The 18,850-nt window shown below is 66.3% G+C and carries 18 protein-coding genes and 1 tRNA gene; 3 read left to right on the forward strand and 16 right to left on the reverse strand.

Going from position 1 to position 18,850, the window contains the following annotated elements:
- Position 1: 1 nt before the first annotated feature.
- Positions 2 to 1,294 carry an efflux RND transporter periplasmic adaptor subunit gene (locus tag NKJ12_RS15445; protein WP_352703608.1) on the reverse strand — a complete coding sequence of 431 codons (1,293 nt, stop codon included), beginning with the start codon at positions 1,292 to 1,294 and terminating at the stop codon, positions 2 to 4.
- 111 nt (positions 1,295 to 1,405) lie between these two features.
- Between NKJ12_RS15445 and NKJ12_RS15450 the strand changes: the two genes are divergently transcribed.
- On the forward strand, positions 1,406 to 2,311 hold the full coding sequence (locus tag NKJ12_RS15450) for a PhzF family phenazine biosynthesis protein (protein ID WP_352703610.1): 906 nt from the start codon (positions 1,406 to 1,408) through the stop codon (positions 2,309 to 2,311).
- A 107-nt stretch (positions 2,312 to 2,418) separates the two neighbouring features.
- Positions 2,419 to 2,494: transfer RNA gene (locus NKJ12_RS15455), tRNA-Lys, on the forward strand.
- Between the two features lie 179 nt (positions 2,495 to 2,673).
- On the opposite strand, the gene NKJ12_RS15460 is transcribed toward NKJ12_RS15455, so the two are convergent.
- The 8 genes from NKJ12_RS15460 to cbiE form a co-directional block, all read right to left on the reverse strand.
- Entirely contained in the window at positions 2,674 to 2,907 is a 234-nt protein-coding gene (locus tag NKJ12_RS15460; protein ID WP_352703612.1) for a hypothetical protein, read from the reverse strand.
- A gap of 95 nt (positions 2,908 to 3,002) precedes the next feature.
- Complete coding sequence (gene cobT / locus NKJ12_RS15465) at positions 3,003 to 4,013, reverse strand: nicotinate-nucleotide--dimethylbenzimidazole phosphoribosyltransferase (RefSeq protein ID WP_254818086.1); 1,011 nt, start codon at positions 4,011 to 4,013, stop codon at positions 3,003 to 3,005.
- Positions 4,014 to 4,037: 24 nt separating this feature from the next.
- The gene (gene cobS / locus NKJ12_RS15470) at positions 4,038 to 4,799 is read right to left on the reverse strand and encodes an adenosylcobinamide-GDP ribazoletransferase (RefSeq protein WP_254818087.1); all 762 of its coding nucleotides are present in this window, start codon (positions 4,797 to 4,799) and stop codon (positions 4,038 to 4,040) included.
- Positions 4,796 to 6,109, reverse strand: a complete 1,314-nt coding sequence (locus tag NKJ12_RS15475; RefSeq protein ID WP_352703615.1) for a cobyrinic acid a,c-diamide synthase CobB — start codon at positions 6,107 to 6,109, stop codon at positions 4,796 to 4,798. The genes cobS and NKJ12_RS15475 overlap by 4 nt, the downstream gene beginning before the upstream one ends.
- The gene (gene cobA, locus NKJ12_RS15480; RefSeq protein ID WP_352703617.1) at positions 6,106 to 6,912 is read right to left on the reverse strand and encodes a uroporphyrinogen-III C-methyltransferase; all 807 of its coding nucleotides are present in this window, start codon (positions 6,910 to 6,912) and stop codon (positions 6,106 to 6,108) included. The genes NKJ12_RS15475 and cobA overlap by 4 nt, the downstream gene beginning before the upstream one ends.
- Positions 6,909 to 7,673, reverse strand: coding sequence for a precorrin-4 C(11)-methyltransferase (gene cobM, locus NKJ12_RS15485; protein WP_352703619.1), 765 nt, complete (start codon positions 7,671 to 7,673; stop codon positions 6,909 to 6,911). Before cobM ends, cobA begins: the two co-directional genes overlap by 4 nt.
- Positions 7,670 to 8,050: a cobalamin biosynthesis protein gene (locus NKJ12_RS15490; protein WP_254818091.1), complete on the reverse strand. Its 381-nt coding sequence runs from the start codon at positions 8,048 to 8,050 to the stop codon at positions 7,670 to 7,672. The genes cobM and NKJ12_RS15490 overlap by 4 nt, the downstream gene beginning before the upstream one ends.
- Positions 8,047 to 9,288, reverse strand: a complete 1,242-nt coding sequence (gene cbiE / locus NKJ12_RS15495; protein WP_352703621.1) for a precorrin-6y C5,15-methyltransferase (decarboxylating) subunit CbiE — start codon at positions 9,286 to 9,288, stop codon at positions 8,047 to 8,049. Before cbiE ends, NKJ12_RS15490 begins: the two co-directional genes overlap by 4 nt.
- Position 9,289: 1 nt before the next feature.
- On the opposite strand from cbiE, the gene NKJ12_RS15500 reads away from it, so the two are divergent.
- Positions 9,290 to 10,072 (forward strand): cobalt-precorrin-6A reductase, encoded by a 783-nt coding sequence (locus tag NKJ12_RS15500; protein ID WP_352703623.1) that lies wholly within the window; start codon positions 9,290 to 9,292, stop codon positions 10,070 to 10,072.
- Here the strand turns inward: NKJ12_RS15500 and NKJ12_RS15505 are convergent.
- From NKJ12_RS15505 to NKJ12_RS15535, 7 genes are read right to left on the reverse strand one after another with little or no spacing between them, the layout of a single operon-like run.
- Positions 10,036 to 10,800, reverse strand: coding sequence for a precorrin-3B C(17)-methyltransferase (locus NKJ12_RS15505; protein WP_352691656.1), 765 nt, complete (start codon positions 10,798 to 10,800; stop codon positions 10,036 to 10,038). The two genes, NKJ12_RS15500 and NKJ12_RS15505, sit on opposite strands and share 37 nt — an antisense overlap.
- Positions 10,797 to 11,555, reverse strand: a complete 759-nt coding sequence (locus tag NKJ12_RS15510; RefSeq protein WP_352691658.1) for a precorrin-2 C(20)-methyltransferase — start codon at positions 11,553 to 11,555, stop codon at positions 10,797 to 10,799. Before NKJ12_RS15510 ends, NKJ12_RS15505 begins: the two co-directional genes overlap by 4 nt.
- Positions 11,552 to 12,184 (reverse strand): precorrin-8X methylmutase, encoded by a 633-nt coding sequence (locus NKJ12_RS15515; protein ID WP_352703625.1) that lies wholly within the window; start codon positions 12,182 to 12,184, stop codon positions 11,552 to 11,554. Before NKJ12_RS15515 ends, NKJ12_RS15510 begins: the two co-directional genes overlap by 4 nt.
- Positions 12,185 to 12,186: 2 nt before the next feature.
- On the reverse strand, positions 12,187 to 13,677 hold the full coding sequence (gene cobG / locus NKJ12_RS15520; protein WP_352703627.1) for a precorrin-3B synthase: 1,491 nt from the start codon (positions 13,675 to 13,677) through the stop codon (positions 12,187 to 12,189).
- Positions 13,674 to 17,324, reverse strand: a complete 3,651-nt coding sequence (locus NKJ12_RS15525; protein WP_352703629.1) for a cobaltochelatase subunit CobN — start codon at positions 17,322 to 17,324, stop codon at positions 13,674 to 13,676. Before NKJ12_RS15525 ends, cobG begins: the two co-directional genes overlap by 4 nt.
- A gap of 18 nt (positions 17,325 to 17,342) precedes the next feature.
- Complete coding sequence (gene cobW, locus NKJ12_RS15530) at positions 17,343 to 18,383, reverse strand: cobalamin biosynthesis protein CobW (protein ID WP_352688103.1); 1,041 nt, start codon at positions 18,381 to 18,383, stop codon at positions 17,343 to 17,345.
- Entirely contained in the window at positions 18,380 to 18,814 is a 435-nt protein-coding gene (locus NKJ12_RS15535) for a DUF1636 family protein (RefSeq protein WP_352688105.1), read from the reverse strand. Before NKJ12_RS15535 ends, cobW begins: the two co-directional genes overlap by 4 nt.
- Positions 18,815 to 18,850 lie beyond the last annotated feature (36 nt).

The following is an 18,850-nucleotide window of genomic DNA, read 5'->3' on the forward strand; positions in this document are numbered from 1 at the left end:
ATCAACTCCGCTGCTGCGAGGCGGTAATGACTTGTGCGCCTTCCTCCAGGCCGGAGACGATCTCGGTCAGTTCGCCGTCTGTCGAGCCGACCCTGACGTTGACCGGATGCGGCCGCCCATTCTCCAGCACGTAGAGCGTGCGCGAGCCGTCGGTGGGCTTCGTCGCCGCCGGGTGCTGGCGGTTGCCGCCGGGACGTCCCATGCGGCCGGTGAACAGGTCGGTGAGGCTCCAGCCGCGCTCCGCCGTCTGGGCCGGCCGGTAGCGGAAGGCGATCGACGGCACGGTGAGCACGTTCCTGGCCTGCTTGGTGACGACCGAGACGGTGGCTGTCATGCCGGGCCGCAACAGAAGTTCGCTGTTGTCGACATCCAGCCTTGCATCGTAAGTGACGACGCCGTCGGTGGTGACCGAGGCATAGGAGATGTCGCGGATTTCGGCGTCGAACGGCCGTTCCGGAAAGGCATCGACGGTGAAGCGCGCATGCTGGCCGGGTTTGACGGCGCCGATATCGGCCTCGTCGACCGCCGCCTTCAACTCCATGTTCTTCAGATCGGCGGCGATGACGAACAGGACTGGCGCCTGCAGCGAAGAGGCGACCGTCTGGCCGGGATCGACCGAGCGCGTCAGTATGATGCCGTCGATCGGAGCGTAGATGGTGCTCTTGGCAAGATCCGTCTGCTGCGCCTTGAGATCGGCACTGGCCATGGCGAGGTTGGCTTTGGCAATATCGAGCGCCGCCTTCGAGCGGTCGCGCGTGGCGGTTGCCGCTTCGAGCGACTGGTCCGTCGCCATGCCGCGCTTGGTCAGTTGTGCCGCGCGCACCAGCGCCTTTTCGTTTTCGGCCAGGGTCACAGTGGCGTCCTCGACGCTCGCCGCCGCTGCCTTGGCGGAGGCCTGGGCGCGCTCGATCTGCACCTCCAGCTTTGCGGTGTCGAGCGCAGCCAGCACATCGCCCTTCTTCACCAGCTGGTTCTCGTTGACCGAAACCGAGCGGACGACGCCGGAGAGTTCGCTGGAAATATCGACCTGGGTGAGGGGCTGCAGCGTGCCGGTAGCCGAAACCGCGACGGTAAGGTCGGTCATGGCGGCCAGTGTCGTGGTATACTCGATCTTGGCGGGCGAGCCCGCATACCAGGGGTAGCCGACGACACCCGCGGCCACTGCGAGTAGCGCAAGCAGCGCGTAAAACCAACCGCGACGGCGTTTTGTCTTCAGGCCCTGGTGGTCGAGCCCGAGCGCCGTCTCGATGGCGGAAGCGGATTCCGTCTTTGGCAGATTGACAATCTGGTCCACGCCGGCCCCCTATGTTCAGTGATTTCCCATCAGTGCACAAATCAGGCCTTATGGTTCGAAATTCAAATTAAATTTCGCCCATGTTGGGAATGAGGCAGAGGACTTACTGAGATGCAGCCGCGGAATTACTTACTTTACGACGTATTCACCACCAACCGGCTGGCGGGCAATCCGCTGGCCGTGGTGCTCGACAGCGACGGGCTGGACCTTGCTGCGATGCAGGCGGTGGCGCGCGAGTTCAACCTGTCCGAAACCGTCTTCGTGCTGCCGCCTGATAATCCCAAGCATCGGGCCCGCATCCGTATCTTCACACCCGACTATGAAATGCCGTTCGCCGGCCACCCGACCGTCGGCTCGGCGATAGCGCTCGCCGAAATGGCGGGAGAGGCCGCCGGCATCTTCGTGCTCGAGGAGAATATCGGCCCGGTGCGCTGCGCTGTCAGCAAGCACGATGGTTCGACCTTTGCCGAGTTCGACCTGGCGAAACTGCCGGCGCAGCTGGAATTGTCGGCCGCTCCCGAGGCGATCGGCGCGGCCCTTGGCCTTGGGCCGCACGAGATCGGCTTCGAGAACCACCGCGTTTCGTTCTGGTCGGCTGGAGTGCCCTACGTGACCATCCCCGTCGCCAATCTGGAGGCGGCCGCCCGGATCAGGCTGGACAACCAGGCGTGGTCGGAGTTGGCACCACGCAAGAGCGAATGGGCCTTCGCCAGCCCCTATGTCTATTGCCGCGAGACGGTGCACCATGACAGTGCCTTCCACGTCCGCATGATGGTGCCCGGCAATCCGTCCTACGAAGACCCGGCGACCGGATCAGCGGCGGCCGCGTTCGCCGGCGCGATCATGCATTTCGACGGCCCGACAGACGGCGTTTCACAACTGTGGATCGAGCAGGGGCTGGAGATGGGCCGGCCTTCGCGCATTCGCCTCGAACTGAATGTCGACGGCGGCAAACTGGCCGCCGCCCGCATCGGCGGCCATGCGGTGAAGGTGGCTGAAGGCAGGCTTTTTGTTTGACGACCTCGGCACTTCGGCGATTTGTCGGGAAATGAATCCCACGGGGCTGGACATGGCGGATGGCGGCGGCTATATGCCCGCCAACGCCGGTTTTTTACCGGCCGAGTGGGTGCGTAGCTCAGTTGGTAGAGCAGCTGACTCTTAATCAGCGGGTCCACAGTTCAATCCTGTGCGCACCCACCAAAAATCTCCAGGATTTGGTGGAAAGACCTTAGAACGAGCCGGTTTCATTCACCGCGCTCGTTTCATCAACTTTGGGCTGCCTTTGGAGTCCGATAGTCTTTGGCGAGGCGTGCTCTTAGCTCGCAGCGCTCGCAGCCGACTGGATCAAACGCTGCGATTGCCGCGCCCGAAAACGCGGCTCAGAAACTTGCCGAACCGAAAAGCGATGCCATTGTCAGCACTCTGACGTCTGTCAGCATCAACATCGGCTTTTCCCCCTGAAAAGTCGCTGATAAGCACCAGAAGAAGATCAAGAAAAGGACGAGAATCGCGGTGTCGATCGGACCGTAGCTGGAATATCTGCCGCGCGAAATCAGCGCACCGCTACCGACAATGAGAAACGCAGCAGAGTAGGCGGGGTGAAACTTTTTCATCCCACCAGATTATCTGAGAATCATCGCGAACGGAAGCTGCTGCCTTAGTGGATCGAGTTCATACTTAGTGGATCGAGTTCATAGGCCGTATCCGATTACTTCTCCGAAACACCAGCCTCCGCAAAACTTGCCATCCTGGCATGGCATTCGAGTGCCGAGCGGACGACGTTGACGGCGAGGCAGGCGCCGGAGCCTTCGCCGAGCCGCATGCCGAGGTCGAGCAAGGGCGGCAGGCCGAGCGCCTCCAATAGACGACGGTGGCCGGATTCGGCCGAGACATGGGCTGCCAGCGTGTGGGCGAGGCCAGCAGGGTGCAGCGCTGCCAAAGGTGCCGCTGCGGCGGTGCAGACGAAGCCGTCGAGCAATACCGGCACGCCGAGATGACGCGCAGCCAGCGTTGCGCCCAAGATCGCCGCAAGCTCGCGGCCGCCGAGGGCCGCCGCTACCTTCAGCGGATCGGCCAGCGCCGGGGCGTGGCGCTTCAGGCCGGCCTCGATGGCGACGATCTTGCGCACGAGGCCGGCATCGTCGACGCCGGTGCCGCGCCCAGTCCATCGTTCGGCGCCGCCGCCGAACAGCGCGGTTGAGATGGCCGCCGCCGGCGTGGTGTTGCCGATGCCCATTTCGCCGAAGCAGACGAGGTCGAGGTCCTTGCTGACCGCGTCGTAGCCGGCCGAGACAGCGGCGAGGAAGGCCTCGTCGTCCATCGCCGGCTCTTGCGTGATATCGCCGGTCGGATGATCCAGATCAAGCGGGATGACGTCTAGCTCCGCGCCGGCGATGCGGGCAAGCTGGTTGATGGCGGCGCCGCCGCCGGCGAAATTCGCCACCATCTGCACGGTGACCTCCGACGGGAAGGCCGACACGCCTTGCGCGGTGACGCCGTGATTGCCGGCGAAGACGAAGACCTTGACACGGTCGAGCTTTGGCATGTCGCGGCCCTGCCAGCGCGCCAGCCAGGCGACTATTGTCTCCAGCCGGCCAAGGCTGCCTTGCGGCTTGGTCAGCGTGTCCTGGCGGCGGGCGACGGCATTGGCCGCGGCGTCGCTGCCAATGGGCAGGCCGAGGCAGGCGGCGCGCAGTTCATCGAGCGATTTGAAAGGCATGGGGGCAAAATCTCCGAAACAGAGTCAGGAAAGGGAAATGGAAGCGACGAGCAGGATTGCGATCTCGCCCAGCTGCTGAAGGGCGCCGACGGTGTCGCCGGTCTGGCCGCCGATCTGGTTGAGGCAAAGCGCGCGGAAGGCGGCGAATGACAGACCGAGCAGGATGATCGCGAAAACGGCAGCGCCGAACCCAAGCGTCAGCAGTGCGACCGCACCGAGTACGGCACCGATGCCAGCTGTTTTAGCCGAGACGGTCCCCGCTTCGGCCGAAAGGCCGTCGCTGCGGGCCGGCTGCAGCAGGTGCATGAAGGCGCCGAGCAGGCCGCGCGAGGCGGCATGCGCGGCAATGAGGGCCCAGAAGACATGAGCCGGGCCGGCGAGTTCTGAGAGCGCGCTCCAGCGGATCAACAGCGAGATGCCGAGCGCGCAGGCGCCGTAGGCACCGATGCGGCTGTCACGCATGATCTCCAGTTTCCTGTCGCGGGTCTTGCCGCCGCCAAAACCATCAGCAACATCCGACAGCGCGTCCTCATGCAGGCAGCCGGTGACAAGCAAGATCGCGGCAAGGGCGAACGCTGCAGCAGGACCTCCGGCTAGGCCCAGCGTCGTGCCGACGGCGCAGGCCAGCGCACCGGCCATAGCGACGGCGAGACCGGCGACCGGTGCAGCCCAGATCGCAGCGGCAAGGCTTCGGCCACGGAAGTCGGCTCGCGGCAGCGGCAGCCGGGTAAAGAAGACGAGGCAAAGCGCGATATCATCGAGAATTTGCTGTTGCGAGGCCTTCATCCGGCCCTCGCAATGGCATGGAAGAACGTGCCGCTGACATTGCCGCGCCGGTAGCCGGAGGCGCCGAGCGGGTTGCCTTGCCCGTCGGCGAGATCGGCCAGCGGCCCGTCATTGCCGGTCGCAACCATCTGCGCGTAGTGGAACTCATGGCCGCGGATCAGCGTGCCTTGTCTGCCGAGCGGACAGCCGGACCGCAGCCGCGCCTCGCGGTAGCCGAGATTCATCTTGCGCTTGGCGAAGCTGGTCGAATGGCCGAGCAGGCCAAGCATCCGATGCGTCTCGCCCGATGCATCCTCGAGCGCTTCGCCCAGCACCATGAAGCCGCCGCACTCACCATGCACCGGCCGCGTGGCGGCGAACCTCGCCATGCCGGCCCTGAAATTCGCAGCGGCGGCGAGGCGGCCGGCGTGGAGCTCGGGATAGCCGCCGGGCAGCCAGCAGACATGGCAATTGTCGCCGGGCGCTTCATCGGCGAGCGGCGAGAATGGGACGATCTCGGCGCCGGCCTTGCGCCAATGCGCGGCAACGTGCGGATAGAGGAAGGTAAAGGCGGCGTCCTCGGCGAGTGCAATGCGCTGGCCGGGGGGCGGCAGCGCGTCGCCGAAATTGCCAGGCGCGGGCGTGAATGGCGCCGCCAGAGCCATGATGGCGACGAGGTCGAGCGAGCGCTCGACCATATCGGCCAGCCGGTCGAGATGCGCCATCAGGTTCTCATATTCGCCGGCCTGAACGAGGCCGAGATGACGCTCGGGCAGGTTGAGCGAGGGATCGCGCAGGATAGCGCCGACGACAGGCAAGCCGAGCGCTTCGATGGCGTCGCCGCACAGTTGGCGGTGGCGTTCACTGCCCAATCGGTTGAGCACGACACCGGCCATGCGCACATCGGAGTCATAAGTAGCAAAGCCCTTGGCAACGGCCGCCGCCGTGGTCGACTGGCCGGAAACGTCGAGCACCAGCAGCACCGGCAGGCCATAAAGCCGGGCAAGGTCGGCGGCCGAGCCGGTGCGGCCCGGAGCAGCGGGAATTCCGTCGAACAGGCCCATGGCGCTTTCGAGGAAGATAAAATCGGCATCTTCGGTCGCTTCGCCGGCCAGTGCGTTAAGCAGGGCGGGCGGCATTGCCCAGCTGTCGAGGTTGATGCCGGACAAGCCTGTGGCGGCGGTGTGGAAGCCGGGATCGATATAGTCCGGGCCGGACTTGGCGCCGCGCACCTTCAGGCCGCGCCGGGCGAGCGCGCGCAGAATGCCGATGGTGACGCTGGTCTTGCCCGAGCCCGAGCGCGGCGCGCCGATGATGATGGCGCGGGTCATGGCTCGCCCGCCAGTGCCGCACGCATAGCGACAATACCGCCGACGACGATCAGCGCCGGCGAGGTTAGACCGGCGGCCGCTGTCTCTTCCGCAATGGTGGCGAGCGTGGCGACGACGATCCGTTCCTGCGGTGTCGTCGCAGCGACAATCACCGCGGTGGGCGTCGAAGGCGCCAGCCCGCCCTCGAGCAGCGAGGCGGCGATCAGCGGCAGATTGGCCATGCCCATATAGATGACCACCGGCTGGCCGGTACGGGCGATGGCCGCCCAGTCGAGATCGTCATCGGTGCCGGCGGCGTGACCGGTCGCCAGGATCAGCGCCTTGTTGATGCCGCGCATGGTGCCGGGAATGCCGGTGGCGGCCAGCGCGCTGAGGCCGGACGTCAGGCCAGGCAGGATGCGGAACGGGATGGTTTTCCCGGCCAGCGCCAGCGCCTCTTCGCCGCCACGCCCGAAAATATAGGGGTCGCCCCCCTTCAGCCTGACGACGCGCCGGCCCGCGCGCGCCAGCCGAACCAGCAGAGCGGTAATGTCGTCCTGCTTCATCGATGGTTTGCCACCGCGCTTGCCGGCATAGAACAGTTCCGCGCCCTCGGCGACGGCGACGACCGCGGGCGAGACCAGCGCGTCATAAACCAGCGCGTCGCACTGTCCGAGGGCGGCCAGCACTTCCAGCGTCAGGCAGCCGGGATCGCCAGGGCCGGCACCGGCCAGCCAGACATGACCGGGCTCCAGCTGGCGCGGCTTGAAGTTCAGCCGGGTGAGCGCCTGCTCGACCGTAGTGTTTCTATTGCTGCCGCTCACAATCCGTCCCGTCCGCGAAAGCGCCGCTGGTAGTGCGCGTCATACAGTGAACTTTCGCCAAAGCCTTCCGCCGCCAGCGAGCGGCCGACGAAGATGATTGCCGTGCGCTCCATCGGATTGGCGGCCAATTGCGCCTCGATGGTGGCCAGCGTGCCGGTCAGCACGCGCTCGTCCGGCCAGGAGGCACGGAAGACGACCGCGACCGGGCAGTCGGCGCCGTAATGCGGCGTCAGCTCGGCGACGACGCGGTCGATGGCGTGGATGGCAAGGTGGATGGCCAGCGTGGCGCCGGTGCGGCCGAAGCCGGCCAGCGTTTCGCCGGGCGGCATTTTCGAGGCGCGGCCGGAGATTCGGGTCAACACCAGGCTTTGCGCGACTTCTGGAATGGTCAGCTCGCGGCGCAGCGCTGCCGCCGCAGCGGCGAAGGACGGCACACCGGGCGTCAGCGTATAAGGGATACCATGCTTCTCCAGCCGGCGGATCTGCTCGGCAACTGCGCTCCAGACCGACAGATCACCGGAATGCAGGCGGGCGACATCATGGCCGGCCGCGTGGGCGGCCAAATATTCGGCCTCGATCTCGTCGAGTGACATCGGCGCGGTGTCGATCAACCTCGTTCCGGGCGCGCAGTGCTGCAACAGCTCCGGCGCGACGATCGATCCGGCATAGAGGCAGACGGGACAACTGCCGAGCAGGCGGCTGCCGCGCAAGGTGATGAGATCGGCAGCACCCGGGCCGGCACCGATGAAGTGAACGGTCATGCCGCATCTCCGCTGATGGCGATGGCGCAGGTGACAGCACCGAGCACCGTGCGCGGCCCGAGCAGCTTTGCGCCTTTGCCGGCGGCGGCAAGCGCCGAGGCTTCGGAAACAGACGGCGTGCCGGCATGCTCCTGTGATAGGTCGGAGTGGCTGGTCGTAGATGCAGCTTTGAGTTCGTCCTGCTCGACAACGATCACCGGGAGGCGGAGTTCACGTCCGGCGGCGAAGATTGCCGCTTCATCCTGCTTGAGAGACGCGGTCGCGAGGGCTGAAAGCGCGGGCAGGGCAAGCCCGTGCGCCTCCAGTGCGGTTTCTACCGCAGCAAGCACGTCGCGTGCGCTGACACCTTTGCGGCTGCCGATGCCCGCGACCATCATGGCTTGGCCCAACTCCATTGGGTGACCGGCATAGCCGGCCGCCAGGCCTGCATCGAACCAACCGGCGAAGCACGGGATATAGCGATCCGGGTAAGCTCGCCTCCGAGCGCAGCGTGACGGGAAAGCAGCAGTGCCTCCATCTCCAGGGTCACTGCGTTGGCGACTAGGCGGCCGCCGGCAGGTAAGGCATCGATGGCTCTTTCCAGCACGCCGGCATCGCTGCCGCCGCCGCCGATGAAGATCGCTGCCGGCGTTTCCAGCCCAGCAAGAGCTTGCGGTGCGGAACCTTCAACGACGGCGAGACCGGGAACGCCGCAGGCCGCGGCGTTACGTCGGATGCGGACGGCGCGGGCCGGATCGGCCTCAACGGCGATGGCACGCATGGAAGGATGGGCCAGCATCCATTCGATGCCGATGGAGCCCGATCCGGCGCCGATGTCCCACAGCAGTTCGCCGCGCCTTGGCGCGAGAGCGGACAGGGTGACGGCGCGCACTTCGCGCTTGGTGATCTGGCCGTCATGCTCGAACAAACGATCGGCAAGTCCCGCTGTCAGCGGCAGGATGGGTGCTTGCGGAGTCGATTCAACTTCGATCGCGAGCACGTTGAGCGGATTGATCTTTGCGAGGTCGAAGGTGCCGGCGCTCGCCGAGCGCAGCCTTTCGTTCGGCCCACCCAGCGCCTCCAGCACCGTCAACCGCGAAGCGCCGAAGCCAAGTTCGATAATGAGACGGGCAATCGCTCCCGGTGCATCGCTGTCCGAGGTCAGCGCGAGAATGCGGGTGCAAGGATGCAGCAACGGCCGGATCAGGTCGAGCGAGCGGCCATGCAGCGAAATGGTCTCGACGTCCTGCAGCGCCCAGCCCAGGCGTGAGGCGGCCAGCGAAAAGGCCGAGGGCGCGGGGATCACCCGCATATCCTCTGCCGCGACCTTGCGGGCGAGGGTGACGCCGACACCGTGGTAGAAGGGATCGCCGGAGGCCAGCACGCAGACGCGTCTGCCGGAGAGCGCCAGCACGTCGCGCATCTCGGCATCGAAGGGCGTCGGCCAGGCGCGCGCTTCACCTTTGATCAGTGATGCGACAAGGGCGAGGTGGCGCTTGCCGCCGAAGACGAACTCGGCCTCAGCGATCAACCGCTTGGCCTCGTCGCCGAGACCCGCTACACCGTCCTCGCCGATGCCGACGATCGTAAGCCACTTTGAGGTGAGCTTGGCGCCGCGCGGAGCTTCAGCAGGCATAATGACCCACCGCATTCTGATCCTCGGCGGAACCACCGAAGCACGGCAACTGGCCGGCAAGCTTGCCGCGCGCGCGGATATTTCGGTCATGCTGTCGCTGGCCGGTCGTACCGAAAACCCGGCCGCGCAGGGGGTGCCGGTGCGGGTCGGCGGCTTCGGCGGTGCCGGCGGGCTGGCGGCGTATCTCCGCCAGAACAAGATCGACCTGCTGATTGACGCCACGCATCCCTATGCGGCGCAAATCTCCGCCAATGCGGCGGAAGCAGCGCGCATGACCGGCGTGCCTATCGTTGCGCTCAGGCGTCCCGGATGGGAGGCGGTCGAAGGTGATCGCTGGACGTTGGTCGACACCGTTGCCAGCGCGGTGACGGCTTTGGGATCGGTGCCGCGCCGTGTGTTCCTGGCGCTCGGGCGGCAGGAGGTCGCTGCCTTCGAGGCAGCTCCCCGGCATCATTATCTCATTCGCAGTGTCGACCCGGTCGAGCCCAGGCTCGCTGTGCCCGACGCGGCCTATCTCTTGGCGCGCGGGCCGTTTCATGAGGTCGATGAGCGCGCGCTGCTCGAAAGCCGTGGCATCGAAGTCGTTGTTTCCAAAAACAGCGGCGGCGAGGCGACCTACGGCAAGATCGCGGCGGCGCGGGCGCTCGGTGTCGAGGTGATCATGATCCGTAGGCCGGCGTTGCCGGACGTTACGTCGGCCGAAACCATCGAATCGCTTGCCGCTATGGTCGATCATTTTCTGGTCGGTCATGTTCTTGGGCCCGCTGCCGAACGCGGCGTGTAGACCAGCGCGGCCTTGTCACGCCGCTTGATGATCCTGGTTTCCGGCGAGCCGATGATGATGCAGGTCGCCATGTCAGCCTTCGCGGCATCGGCGTCGGCCAGCAGAAAAACCTCGATGCGCTCGTCGGGACGGCCGGCGGCACGGCCAAAGATCACCGGCGTGGTGCCGGGCAGGATCGCCGTCAGGCATTCGAACGCGCGGCCAAGCTGCCAGGGGCGTGCCTTGCTGATCGGATTGTAGAGCGCGATGACGAAGCCGGCGCCCGCCGCCGCAAGTAGGCGCAGCTCGATCAAATCCCACGGCTTCAGATTGTCGGACAACGAGATGGCACAGAAATCATGGCCGAGCGGCGCGCCGATGCGGGCGGCGACGGCGAGCATGGCGGTAATGCCGGGCACGATAGCGATGTCGACCGTGCGCCATTCGGGTGGGCCCGCCTCGATCGCCTCGCAGACGGCCGCCGCCATGGCGAAGACGCCGGGATCGCCGCCCGACACGACGGCGACATCGTGGCCTTCCGCAGCCTTCAGCAGCGCGTCCCTGGCGCGCGCGAGTTCCTCGCGATTATCGGAAGCGACGCGGGTCTGCTCGGGGCGCAGATCTAGCCGGTCGAGATAAGGCTTGTAGCCATAGAAGAATTTTGCCTCGCCAACGGCGCGGCTGGCTTCCGGCGTCACCTGGTCGGCGTTGCCGGGCCCGAGGCCGATGACGGTGAGGCGGCCGCTCATGCTTCGGCTCTCAATGCGCTTGGCCGGCCCGACCAGCCGGCCACCAGAACGATGGCGAAATAGGGCGCCTGGTCGTCCTTTTTATCGGCCAGCCGCATCGAGACGCCGCCCGGCATGGTGCCGCGCTCGACGTAGACGGCCCGCGCCAGTTTGTCGGTTGCCTCCAGCGCGCGCCTGATCTTGGGCAGGTTGCGGCCGACCTTCATGATCACCGCAGCGTCGGTGTCGGCGAGGCGACGCGTCAGCTCGAATTCGCTCATCGTGCCCGGCAGCACCGTCAGCACGTCGTCGCCCTGGACGATCGGCAGGCCGGTCGCCGACCAGCAGCCGGACATGGCGGTGACGCCCGGGATGACTTCGGTCGGAAAGCGGTGCGCCAGCCGGACATGAAGATGCATGTAGGAGCCGTAGAAAAGCGGGTCGCCCTCCGAGAGCACCGCGACCATCCTGCCGGCGCTGAGGTGCTCGGCGACCTTTTCGGCCGATTGCTCATAGAAATCGGTGATCTGCGAGCGGTAATCGCTGTGATCCTTGTCGATTTCGGTTGTCACCGGATAGAGCAGCGGCAGTTCAATCAAATCGGGGCGAAAATGGGCACCGACGATGGCGCGCGCATTGCTGTTGTTGCCGCGCTTGGCGAAATGCGCAACGACATCGGCCTCGGCCAGCGCACGCACCGCCTTCAGCGTCAGCAGGTCGGGGTCGCCGGGACCGGTGCCGACGCCGACCAGTCGACCTTTTGCGATCACGTTCATAGGCCCGGCCTCGCCAATGCATTGAGGGCGGCGGCGGTCATGGCGCTGCCGCCCAGCCGGCCGCGCACGATGGCGTAAGGCACGCCATAGCAATTTTCGGCCAGCGCATCTTTCGATTCGGCGGCACCGACAAACCCGACCGGCATGCCGATAATCGCCGCCGGCTTCGGCGCGCCGTCGCGCAGCTTTTCCAGCAGATAAAACAGGGCGGTCGGCGCATTGCCGATGGCGACGACCGAACCGGCCATGCGCTCGCCCCACAGGTCGATCGCCGCGGCCGAGCGGGTGTTGCCGATCTTTTTCGCGATGTCGGCGGTCCGCGGATCGCGCAGCGTGCAGATTACCTCGTTGCCGGCAGGCAGCCGGGCGCGCGTGACGCCGTGCGAGACCATCTGCGCGTCGCAGAAGATCGGCGCGCCGGCGCCCAACGCTGTGCGCGCGGCGGCGACGAAATCGGTCGAGAAAACGAAGTGCCGCGCGGCCTCGACCTGGCCGCATGCATGGATCATGCGGATAGCGACGTCGGCCTCGGCTTCGGAAAAGCGCGACAGGTCGGCCTCGGCGCGGATGATGGCGAAGGAGCGCTCATAGATCGCCGTGCCGTCATGGATGTAGTCGTAGGCGGTCATGTTCATTCCTGTCGGTAAGCTTTGACGACGCCCGCCGTGCCGAGCCTCGCTAGGCAGGCGGCAGCGGTTTCGCCGGGATGTCTTGCGCTGCGGATCGCCGCTGCAACGCGGCCGATGCCGTGCGCGGCGTCGTAGCCCGGCCTGTATCCGGCGGGCAATGCCTTTGCCGTCCCGTCCACGACAAGCCCGGCTCCGTTTTCGCCACCGACCAGGGTCAGCTTCGCCGGACCGGGATGGGCGCAGCCCTTGGCGCAGCCGGAGATGTGCAGCGTCAGCGAGGAATCGAGGATGTCGCGGTTTTCTGTAGCGATGATCTCGGCGATGTCGCGGGTAGCGATGCGGCCGGAGGCACAGGCGGGTGCGCCAGGGCAGGCGGCGATTTTCGTGCGCGGATCGGCTGCGTCGGTGACAAAGCCGAGGGTTGCGGCGGCTTGGTGCAGCTGGGGGCAGGCGGCCGGTGGCAGGCCGATGAAAAGCAGCGCGCGGCTTGGAGCGAGGCGGATTTCGGTGACGCCCAGGGCGATGGCTTCTTGCGTGAGGCCGATGAGTTTTTGCGCGGGCATGCTGCCGAAGGGCAGGCCGATGCCGAGGGCACGGCCGTTGCTCAGGTTGAAGATACCAATGGGCGGGCGAAAGCGTTCGGCGGCGCCCCCCTCTGTCCTGCCGGACATCTCCCCCTCTAGGGGGGAGATTGCGCCTTGGTCTCCGCCTTCGCTAATCGCCGAAGTCGCGCCGAATACCGAGGCAGCAGAAGTACGGCCGTCGGCGGAACTGCCGATCTCCCCCCTAGAGGGGGAGATGTCCGGCAGGACAGAGGGGGGCGCGAAGGAATGCCAGCTTGCGAGTGATCTACGCTGCCGTTCCGTCAAATCCCTTGCATGAGCTTCGCGGCCTTTTTCGGCGACCATCCTGAGAATCGCGACGGCGATATCACGGGCAGCATCTTTCTCGATCATGGCGAGAGGCCTGACATTCTGCCCGTCACCAGCAACAGCTATCCGCCAGCCGACGCCCGCGTCGGTTCTGATCGCAGCCAGTCGTACATCGGCCACTACCGCATCCATCGTCAGTTGCCCGCCGCCGTCGATGACGACTGAAACCTTCGGACCGAGCCTTGCCGTCAGACCAGCCTCTTCAATCGCCACCCGAATCCGCTCCGCCATCGGGCGCGGGTCGGCTATCTCCTCCGGGTCGAGCCCGGCCAGTGGGCCGGTCTCGACCGGCACGCCGGTGCGCACGGCGATGCCGAGCGCATCGACCTCCATCGCCAGTAGCCGGGCGCTTTCGTGCGTCAGGCCGCGTATCTGCAGGCCGCCGCGGGCGGTCACTTCCATGATGCCGTTGCCATGGCGCAAGGCGGATTCGCAGAGTCCGATCAACGACTTCGGCAACAGTCCTCCAGCGACCGGATTGAGCCGCACCAGCAGCCCGTCGCCGGTTTGCATCGGCGCGGACAAGGCAGGGCAGGCGCCACGGCGCGAGAAAGCGTTCATGCCGCCACTCCCAGAGCTTGCGCTTCGGCAATCAGTGCGGCGAGATCGTTATCGATCGAGTTGCGCAGCGGATGCCAGAGCCCGCGCCGCCGTGCTGACAGCAAACGCTCGGCAATCACCTTCGCCGCCGCCGGGTTCTCGCGCAGGATGAAGGCGCGCACCACGGGGTCGCCGAGATAGGCGTCGTGCACGGCCTCGATCAGCGTGCCTGATATGGCATGGGTAGTCTCGGCAAAGCCGACCAGCCGGTCGACCGTCTCGGCGAATTCCGAGGCGCCGCGCGGCCCGTGCCGCATCTGGCCGGCGATGAAGCGCGGGTTGACCGCGCGGGCGCGAACTACCCGGGATACGGCCTCACCAACCGAGCGCGGCTTGGGCTTTTGCGGGTCCGTGGTGTCGAGCACGATCACGTCGGCGTTCTTGCCGAGCGCGGCAAGCGCTGCCGAAAAGCCGCCGATAAAGGCGACGTCGGCCGAGCCTTCGAGGATGTCGCGGCCGGGGTCGTCGCCGGTATGAACCAGAAGGTCGGCCTCAGCGATGCGACCCTCAAACGCGCCAGGCGCCGAAATGCCTTCGCCCTCGGCGCCGCCATAGGCATGCGAAGTGGCGTCGAGATAGGCGCGGCCGATCTCTTCGCGCGCCGACCAGTCGCCGCTCGACAACATGTCCTCGACGCCGGCGCCGTAAGTGCCCGGCGAAGTGCCGAAAATGCGCGGGCTGATCTTGCCGTCGATGCGGGTCCTGGCCGCCAGCGGGTTTTCCGAATCGTGCTCGTCGCGGGTCGCCACGGCGTTGGCCGCGGCGTCGATCAGCGCGATCTGGGTCGGGAACATATCGCGGAACAGGCCCGATATGCGCCAGGTGACGTCGACGCGCGGGCGGCCGAGCGTTGCCGGCGGCAGCACCTCGATGCCGGTGATGCGGCCGGTGGCTGAATCCCATTGCGGCCGGCAGCCCATCAGCGCCAGGCCTTGCGCGATCTCCTCGCCGCCGGTGCGCAGCGAGGCCGACCCCCAGAGGTCGATGACCAGCGAGCGCGGCCAGTCGCCATGCGATTGCATGTAGTTGCGGACGACTTCTTCCGCTGCCGCCTTACCCAGATCATAGGCGGTCGGCGTCGGCATGGTGCGCGGGTCGGCGGTAAACAAATTGCGGCCGGTGGGCAGCACATCGCTCCGGCCACGCGCCGGCGCGCCGGCCGGACCGGCAGCGACGTGGCGGCCGTCGAGGGCGGCAAGCAGCGCGGTTTTTTCAGCTGCCGCACTTTGCCGCCGTACCGGATCAGCTTCGCCTTCCGGCGAGCGGCCGTAAATGTGCAGGCCGTCCTTGATGGCGAAATCCTTGAGATCGCAGAGCCAGGCGTCGATGCGGCGCAAAGCCTCGTCGGCTGCGTCGGTCCTGGCGACACCAGCCTCTGAGGCGAGGCCGGTCTTTTCCGCCGTTTCGACTATCAGCTTCGCCAGGCGGTCGCGGCGGCGGCGGTCGAGCCCGTCGGCCTGGGCATATTCGTCGACCAGTCGTTCGAGCCTGTGCTGGTTTTCGTCCAGCCCGGCGCCGGTCAGCGGCGGCGGCAGATGGCCAAGCGTGACGGCGGCAACGCGCCGCTTGGCCTGCGCTGCCTCGCCGGGGTTGGAGACGATGAACGGATAAATGACGGGCAGGGCGCCGGTGACGATTTCGGGAAAGCAGTTTTCGCTGAGCGCAACGGTCTTGCCGGGCAGCCATTCCAGCGTGCCGTGGGCGCCGACATGGACAATTGCATGGATGCCGAGCGACTGGTGCAGCCAGAGGCCAAAGGCGACCAGCGCATGGCGCGGCGGCAATGTCGGGTCGTGATAGTCGGCGCGGCGGTCGACCGAGCGCCCGCGATCGGGGGCGAGCGCCACGGTGATGTTGCCGAACGTGGCCGTGCGGAAGCGGAATTTGGCGACAGCAGGCGCTTGAACACCCCCCTCTGTCCTGCCGGACATCTCCCCCTCAAGGGAGGAGATTGCTCCGTGACTTCTGCTTTCGCCAACTACCGACGGTATTAAGGTAGAACCGTCGGCGAAACGGCCAATCTCCCCACTTGAGGGGGAGATGTCCGGTAGGACAGAGGGGGGCGCCTCGCGCGAACCTGTCTCATCTTCCGCCTTACCCCATGCCGCCTCCACGGCAGCGAGTGCCGCAGTCGGTAACTCTGCAGAAAGAGCGAGATAATCGTCCAGTCTCAGCCCACCATTGCCCCGTTCCAGCAAATCCAACAACTCCCTTGGCGTTTGCGGAATCCTTTCAACGGCGTAGCCCTGTTCGCTCAGGTCGTGCAGCATTGCCAGCACGCTGGACGGCACGTCGAGGCCGACGGCGTAGCCGGTGCGACCGGGGGCGCTCGGATAGTCGGGGATCAGGATGGCGAGCTTGCGTTCCGCGCGCGGCGTCCGCCGCAGGCGCACGAATGCCTCGATACGGTTCGCCACTTGCGCGACGCGGTCGGGCTCTGGCCGGTTGGCGAAGGCGCGGAAGGCCAATGCGGGATCGGTTTCGCTTTCGCCCTTGAAGGAAATGGCGCCGGCCAGGATGCGGCCGTCGAGCTCGGGCAGGACGACATGCATGGCAAGGTCGGCGGGCGCCAGGCCGCGCTGATTGGTTTGCCAGATGTCGCGGCGGGTGGTTGCGACGATGACCTGGAACACCGGCACGCCGGCGCGGTCGAACAGGGTTTCAACGCCCGGCTCGGCCCCAGAGGCGAAAGCTGTGGCGGTGATGATGGCGGCAGGCTTCAGCGTTGCAAGCGCGGTTTCAACAAAGGCGAGTGAGGCCGGGTCCTTGAGGCTGGAGACGAAGATAGGCACGGGAGCCATGCCGCGCGCGCTCAGCGCTTCGAAAAGCGCGTCGATGGGCGCGACGTCGGCCGCGAGCAGCATCGAACGGTAGAAGAGGATTGGCACGACGTCCCCCTCCCTCTCGAGGGGAGGGTGGCCCGAAGGGCCGGGTGGGGTCATTGCGGCAGTGCTCGACGCCTCTTTGAGTTGGCGCGCTTCGGAGAGGACCCCATCCCCGGCCTGCGGCCGGACCCTCCCCTCGAGGGGGAGGGGGACGCCGCGTTCTACGACCCCCAGTCCCGGCTCGTAAAATCCAGCCTTTGGCACGCTAACGGGTTCGGCTACCGCCGCACCAGATCCAGCGAGACTTGCCAGCCTCTGCACCAGCGCCGTCATATTTGCCGGCCCGCCCTCGCGAAAATAGCCAAGCAGGGCGTCCAAATCCTCGCGCGGCAGCGTCGAGCCTTCGATCAGTCGCAAATCCTCGTCGTGGCTCTCGCCCGGTAGGAGCGCCAGCTTGATACCGCGATTTCGCGCGATAACGGCGAGCTGGTCGCAGCCATAGCGCCACCACTCGTAGCCGCCGAGAATGCGGACCAGAATGACCTTGGCGTGGCGGGCGACGCTCTCGGTCCAGAGGTCGACGGACATCGGATGGCGCAGGTCGCGCAAGGCGGCGAGCCGCATCGAGGGCAGGCGGTCCGCATCCGCCTTCCACGCCGCCGCCAGCCCGGCCAGGTCGCTGTCGGTGAAGGACAGGGCCACGACATCCGCAGGCGTTTGCCTGAGATCGACAGGCTCGGCGAGATCGTCGAGCGAGGCGGATGTGGTGGTGAGGATGTGCATCGCGGCTTGTACCTGGGGTCAGCCGGCGAGGATACGCTCTATCGCCGGGCGGTTCAGCCCTTTCAGACCGATGACGACAAGGCGCGAGCGGCGATCGTCTTCAGCGGTCCAGGCCCGGTCGTAATAATGGTTGACGCGCGGGCCGACGGCCTGCAGCAGGAGCCGCATCGGCTTGCCGCCAACCTCGACGAAGCCCTTGACGCGCAACACGTTTTCTTCCTCCGCCGCCGTGGCGACGCGTTGTGCGAGCTCGTCCGGGTTAGACACGGACGCGATGTCGATGACGAACGAGTCAAAATCGTCATGTTCGTGGTCGAGCTCGTCGTCGTGATGGGTTTTGCGGTTCTCTATGTCGTCCTCGACGGCGAGGCCGAGGCCGAGCAGCACCGACGGATCGACCTTGCCTTGCGAAGTCGGCACGATCTTCACCGCCCGCGCAACATGCTTGCCGATGACGGCATTGGCACGGGCCGAGCCGGCTGCGTCCATCAGGTCGCTCTTCGAGAGGATGATCAGGTCGGCGCAAGCGAGCTGGTCCTCGAATACTTCCTCGACCGGATCGTCGTGTTCGAGCGTCTCGTCCTGCGCGCGCTGCGCCTGCAGGGCGTCCATGTCGTTGGCGACGCGCCCATCAGCCAGCGCCGGTCCGTCGACGACGGCGATAACGCCATCGACGGTCACCCGGCTCTTGACCGACGGCCACTGGAAGGCCTGGACCAGCGGCTTGGGCAGGGCCAGCCCGGACGTCTCGATCAGGATATGGTCGACCCTCGGCATCAGCGACAGGATCTGGTCGAGTGCCGGGACGAAATCGTCGGCGACAGTGCAGCAGATGCAGCCATTGGCCAGCTCGACAATGTTTTCCTCGGGGCAGGTGTCGATGCCGCAGCCCTTCAGGATCTCGCCGTCGATGCCGATGTCGCCGAACTCGTTGACGATGATGGCCAGCCGCTTGCCTTTGGCGTTTTCGAGCAAATGGCGGATCAATGTCGTCTTGCCGGCGCCGAGAAATCCGGTAACGACGGTGCAGGGGACGCGCGAAAGGGGGGCAGCGGTCATATCAAGTCCTTCAAAAGGTCGAGGGGAGGGATGCGGGCAACCAGACCGCGCTTCAGGCAATCGGGACGGCCGCGCCACGGAATGAGCCCATCCGTCGAGGTGGCGAACAGCTTTGCGCCGGTCACGAGATCGGCGCCGCTGGTCGCGGTCAGGTCGCCGAAGACGTAACTCCAGCAGCCGTCGCGCAGCATGGCGGCGCTGAGCCGGCGCTTGCAATTGCCGAGGCATTCGACGGTGCGGATTTTGATGTTTTCGCCGGAAGCGGCGCGGCGCGTGTCCTCGGCGAGCAGTTCGCCGGCGCGGGGATGAGCGTCCGAACCGGTCTCGTCACGGCAGGAAGAGCAGACGATGACGGTAACGCCGGCCGGGGAATCGTCAGGGCCGGACAATAAATCCGCTGTCTCAGCCGAAAAACTGCTGTCGCGTTCCAAATCAGGCTCCTTGCCCGGAAAACCCGCCAGGCGATC

This window comes from Mesorhizobium sp. M0195 (genome assembly GCF_040322115.1).
GTDB lineage: Bacteria > Pseudomonadota > Alphaproteobacteria > Rhizobiales > Rhizobiaceae > Mesorhizobium.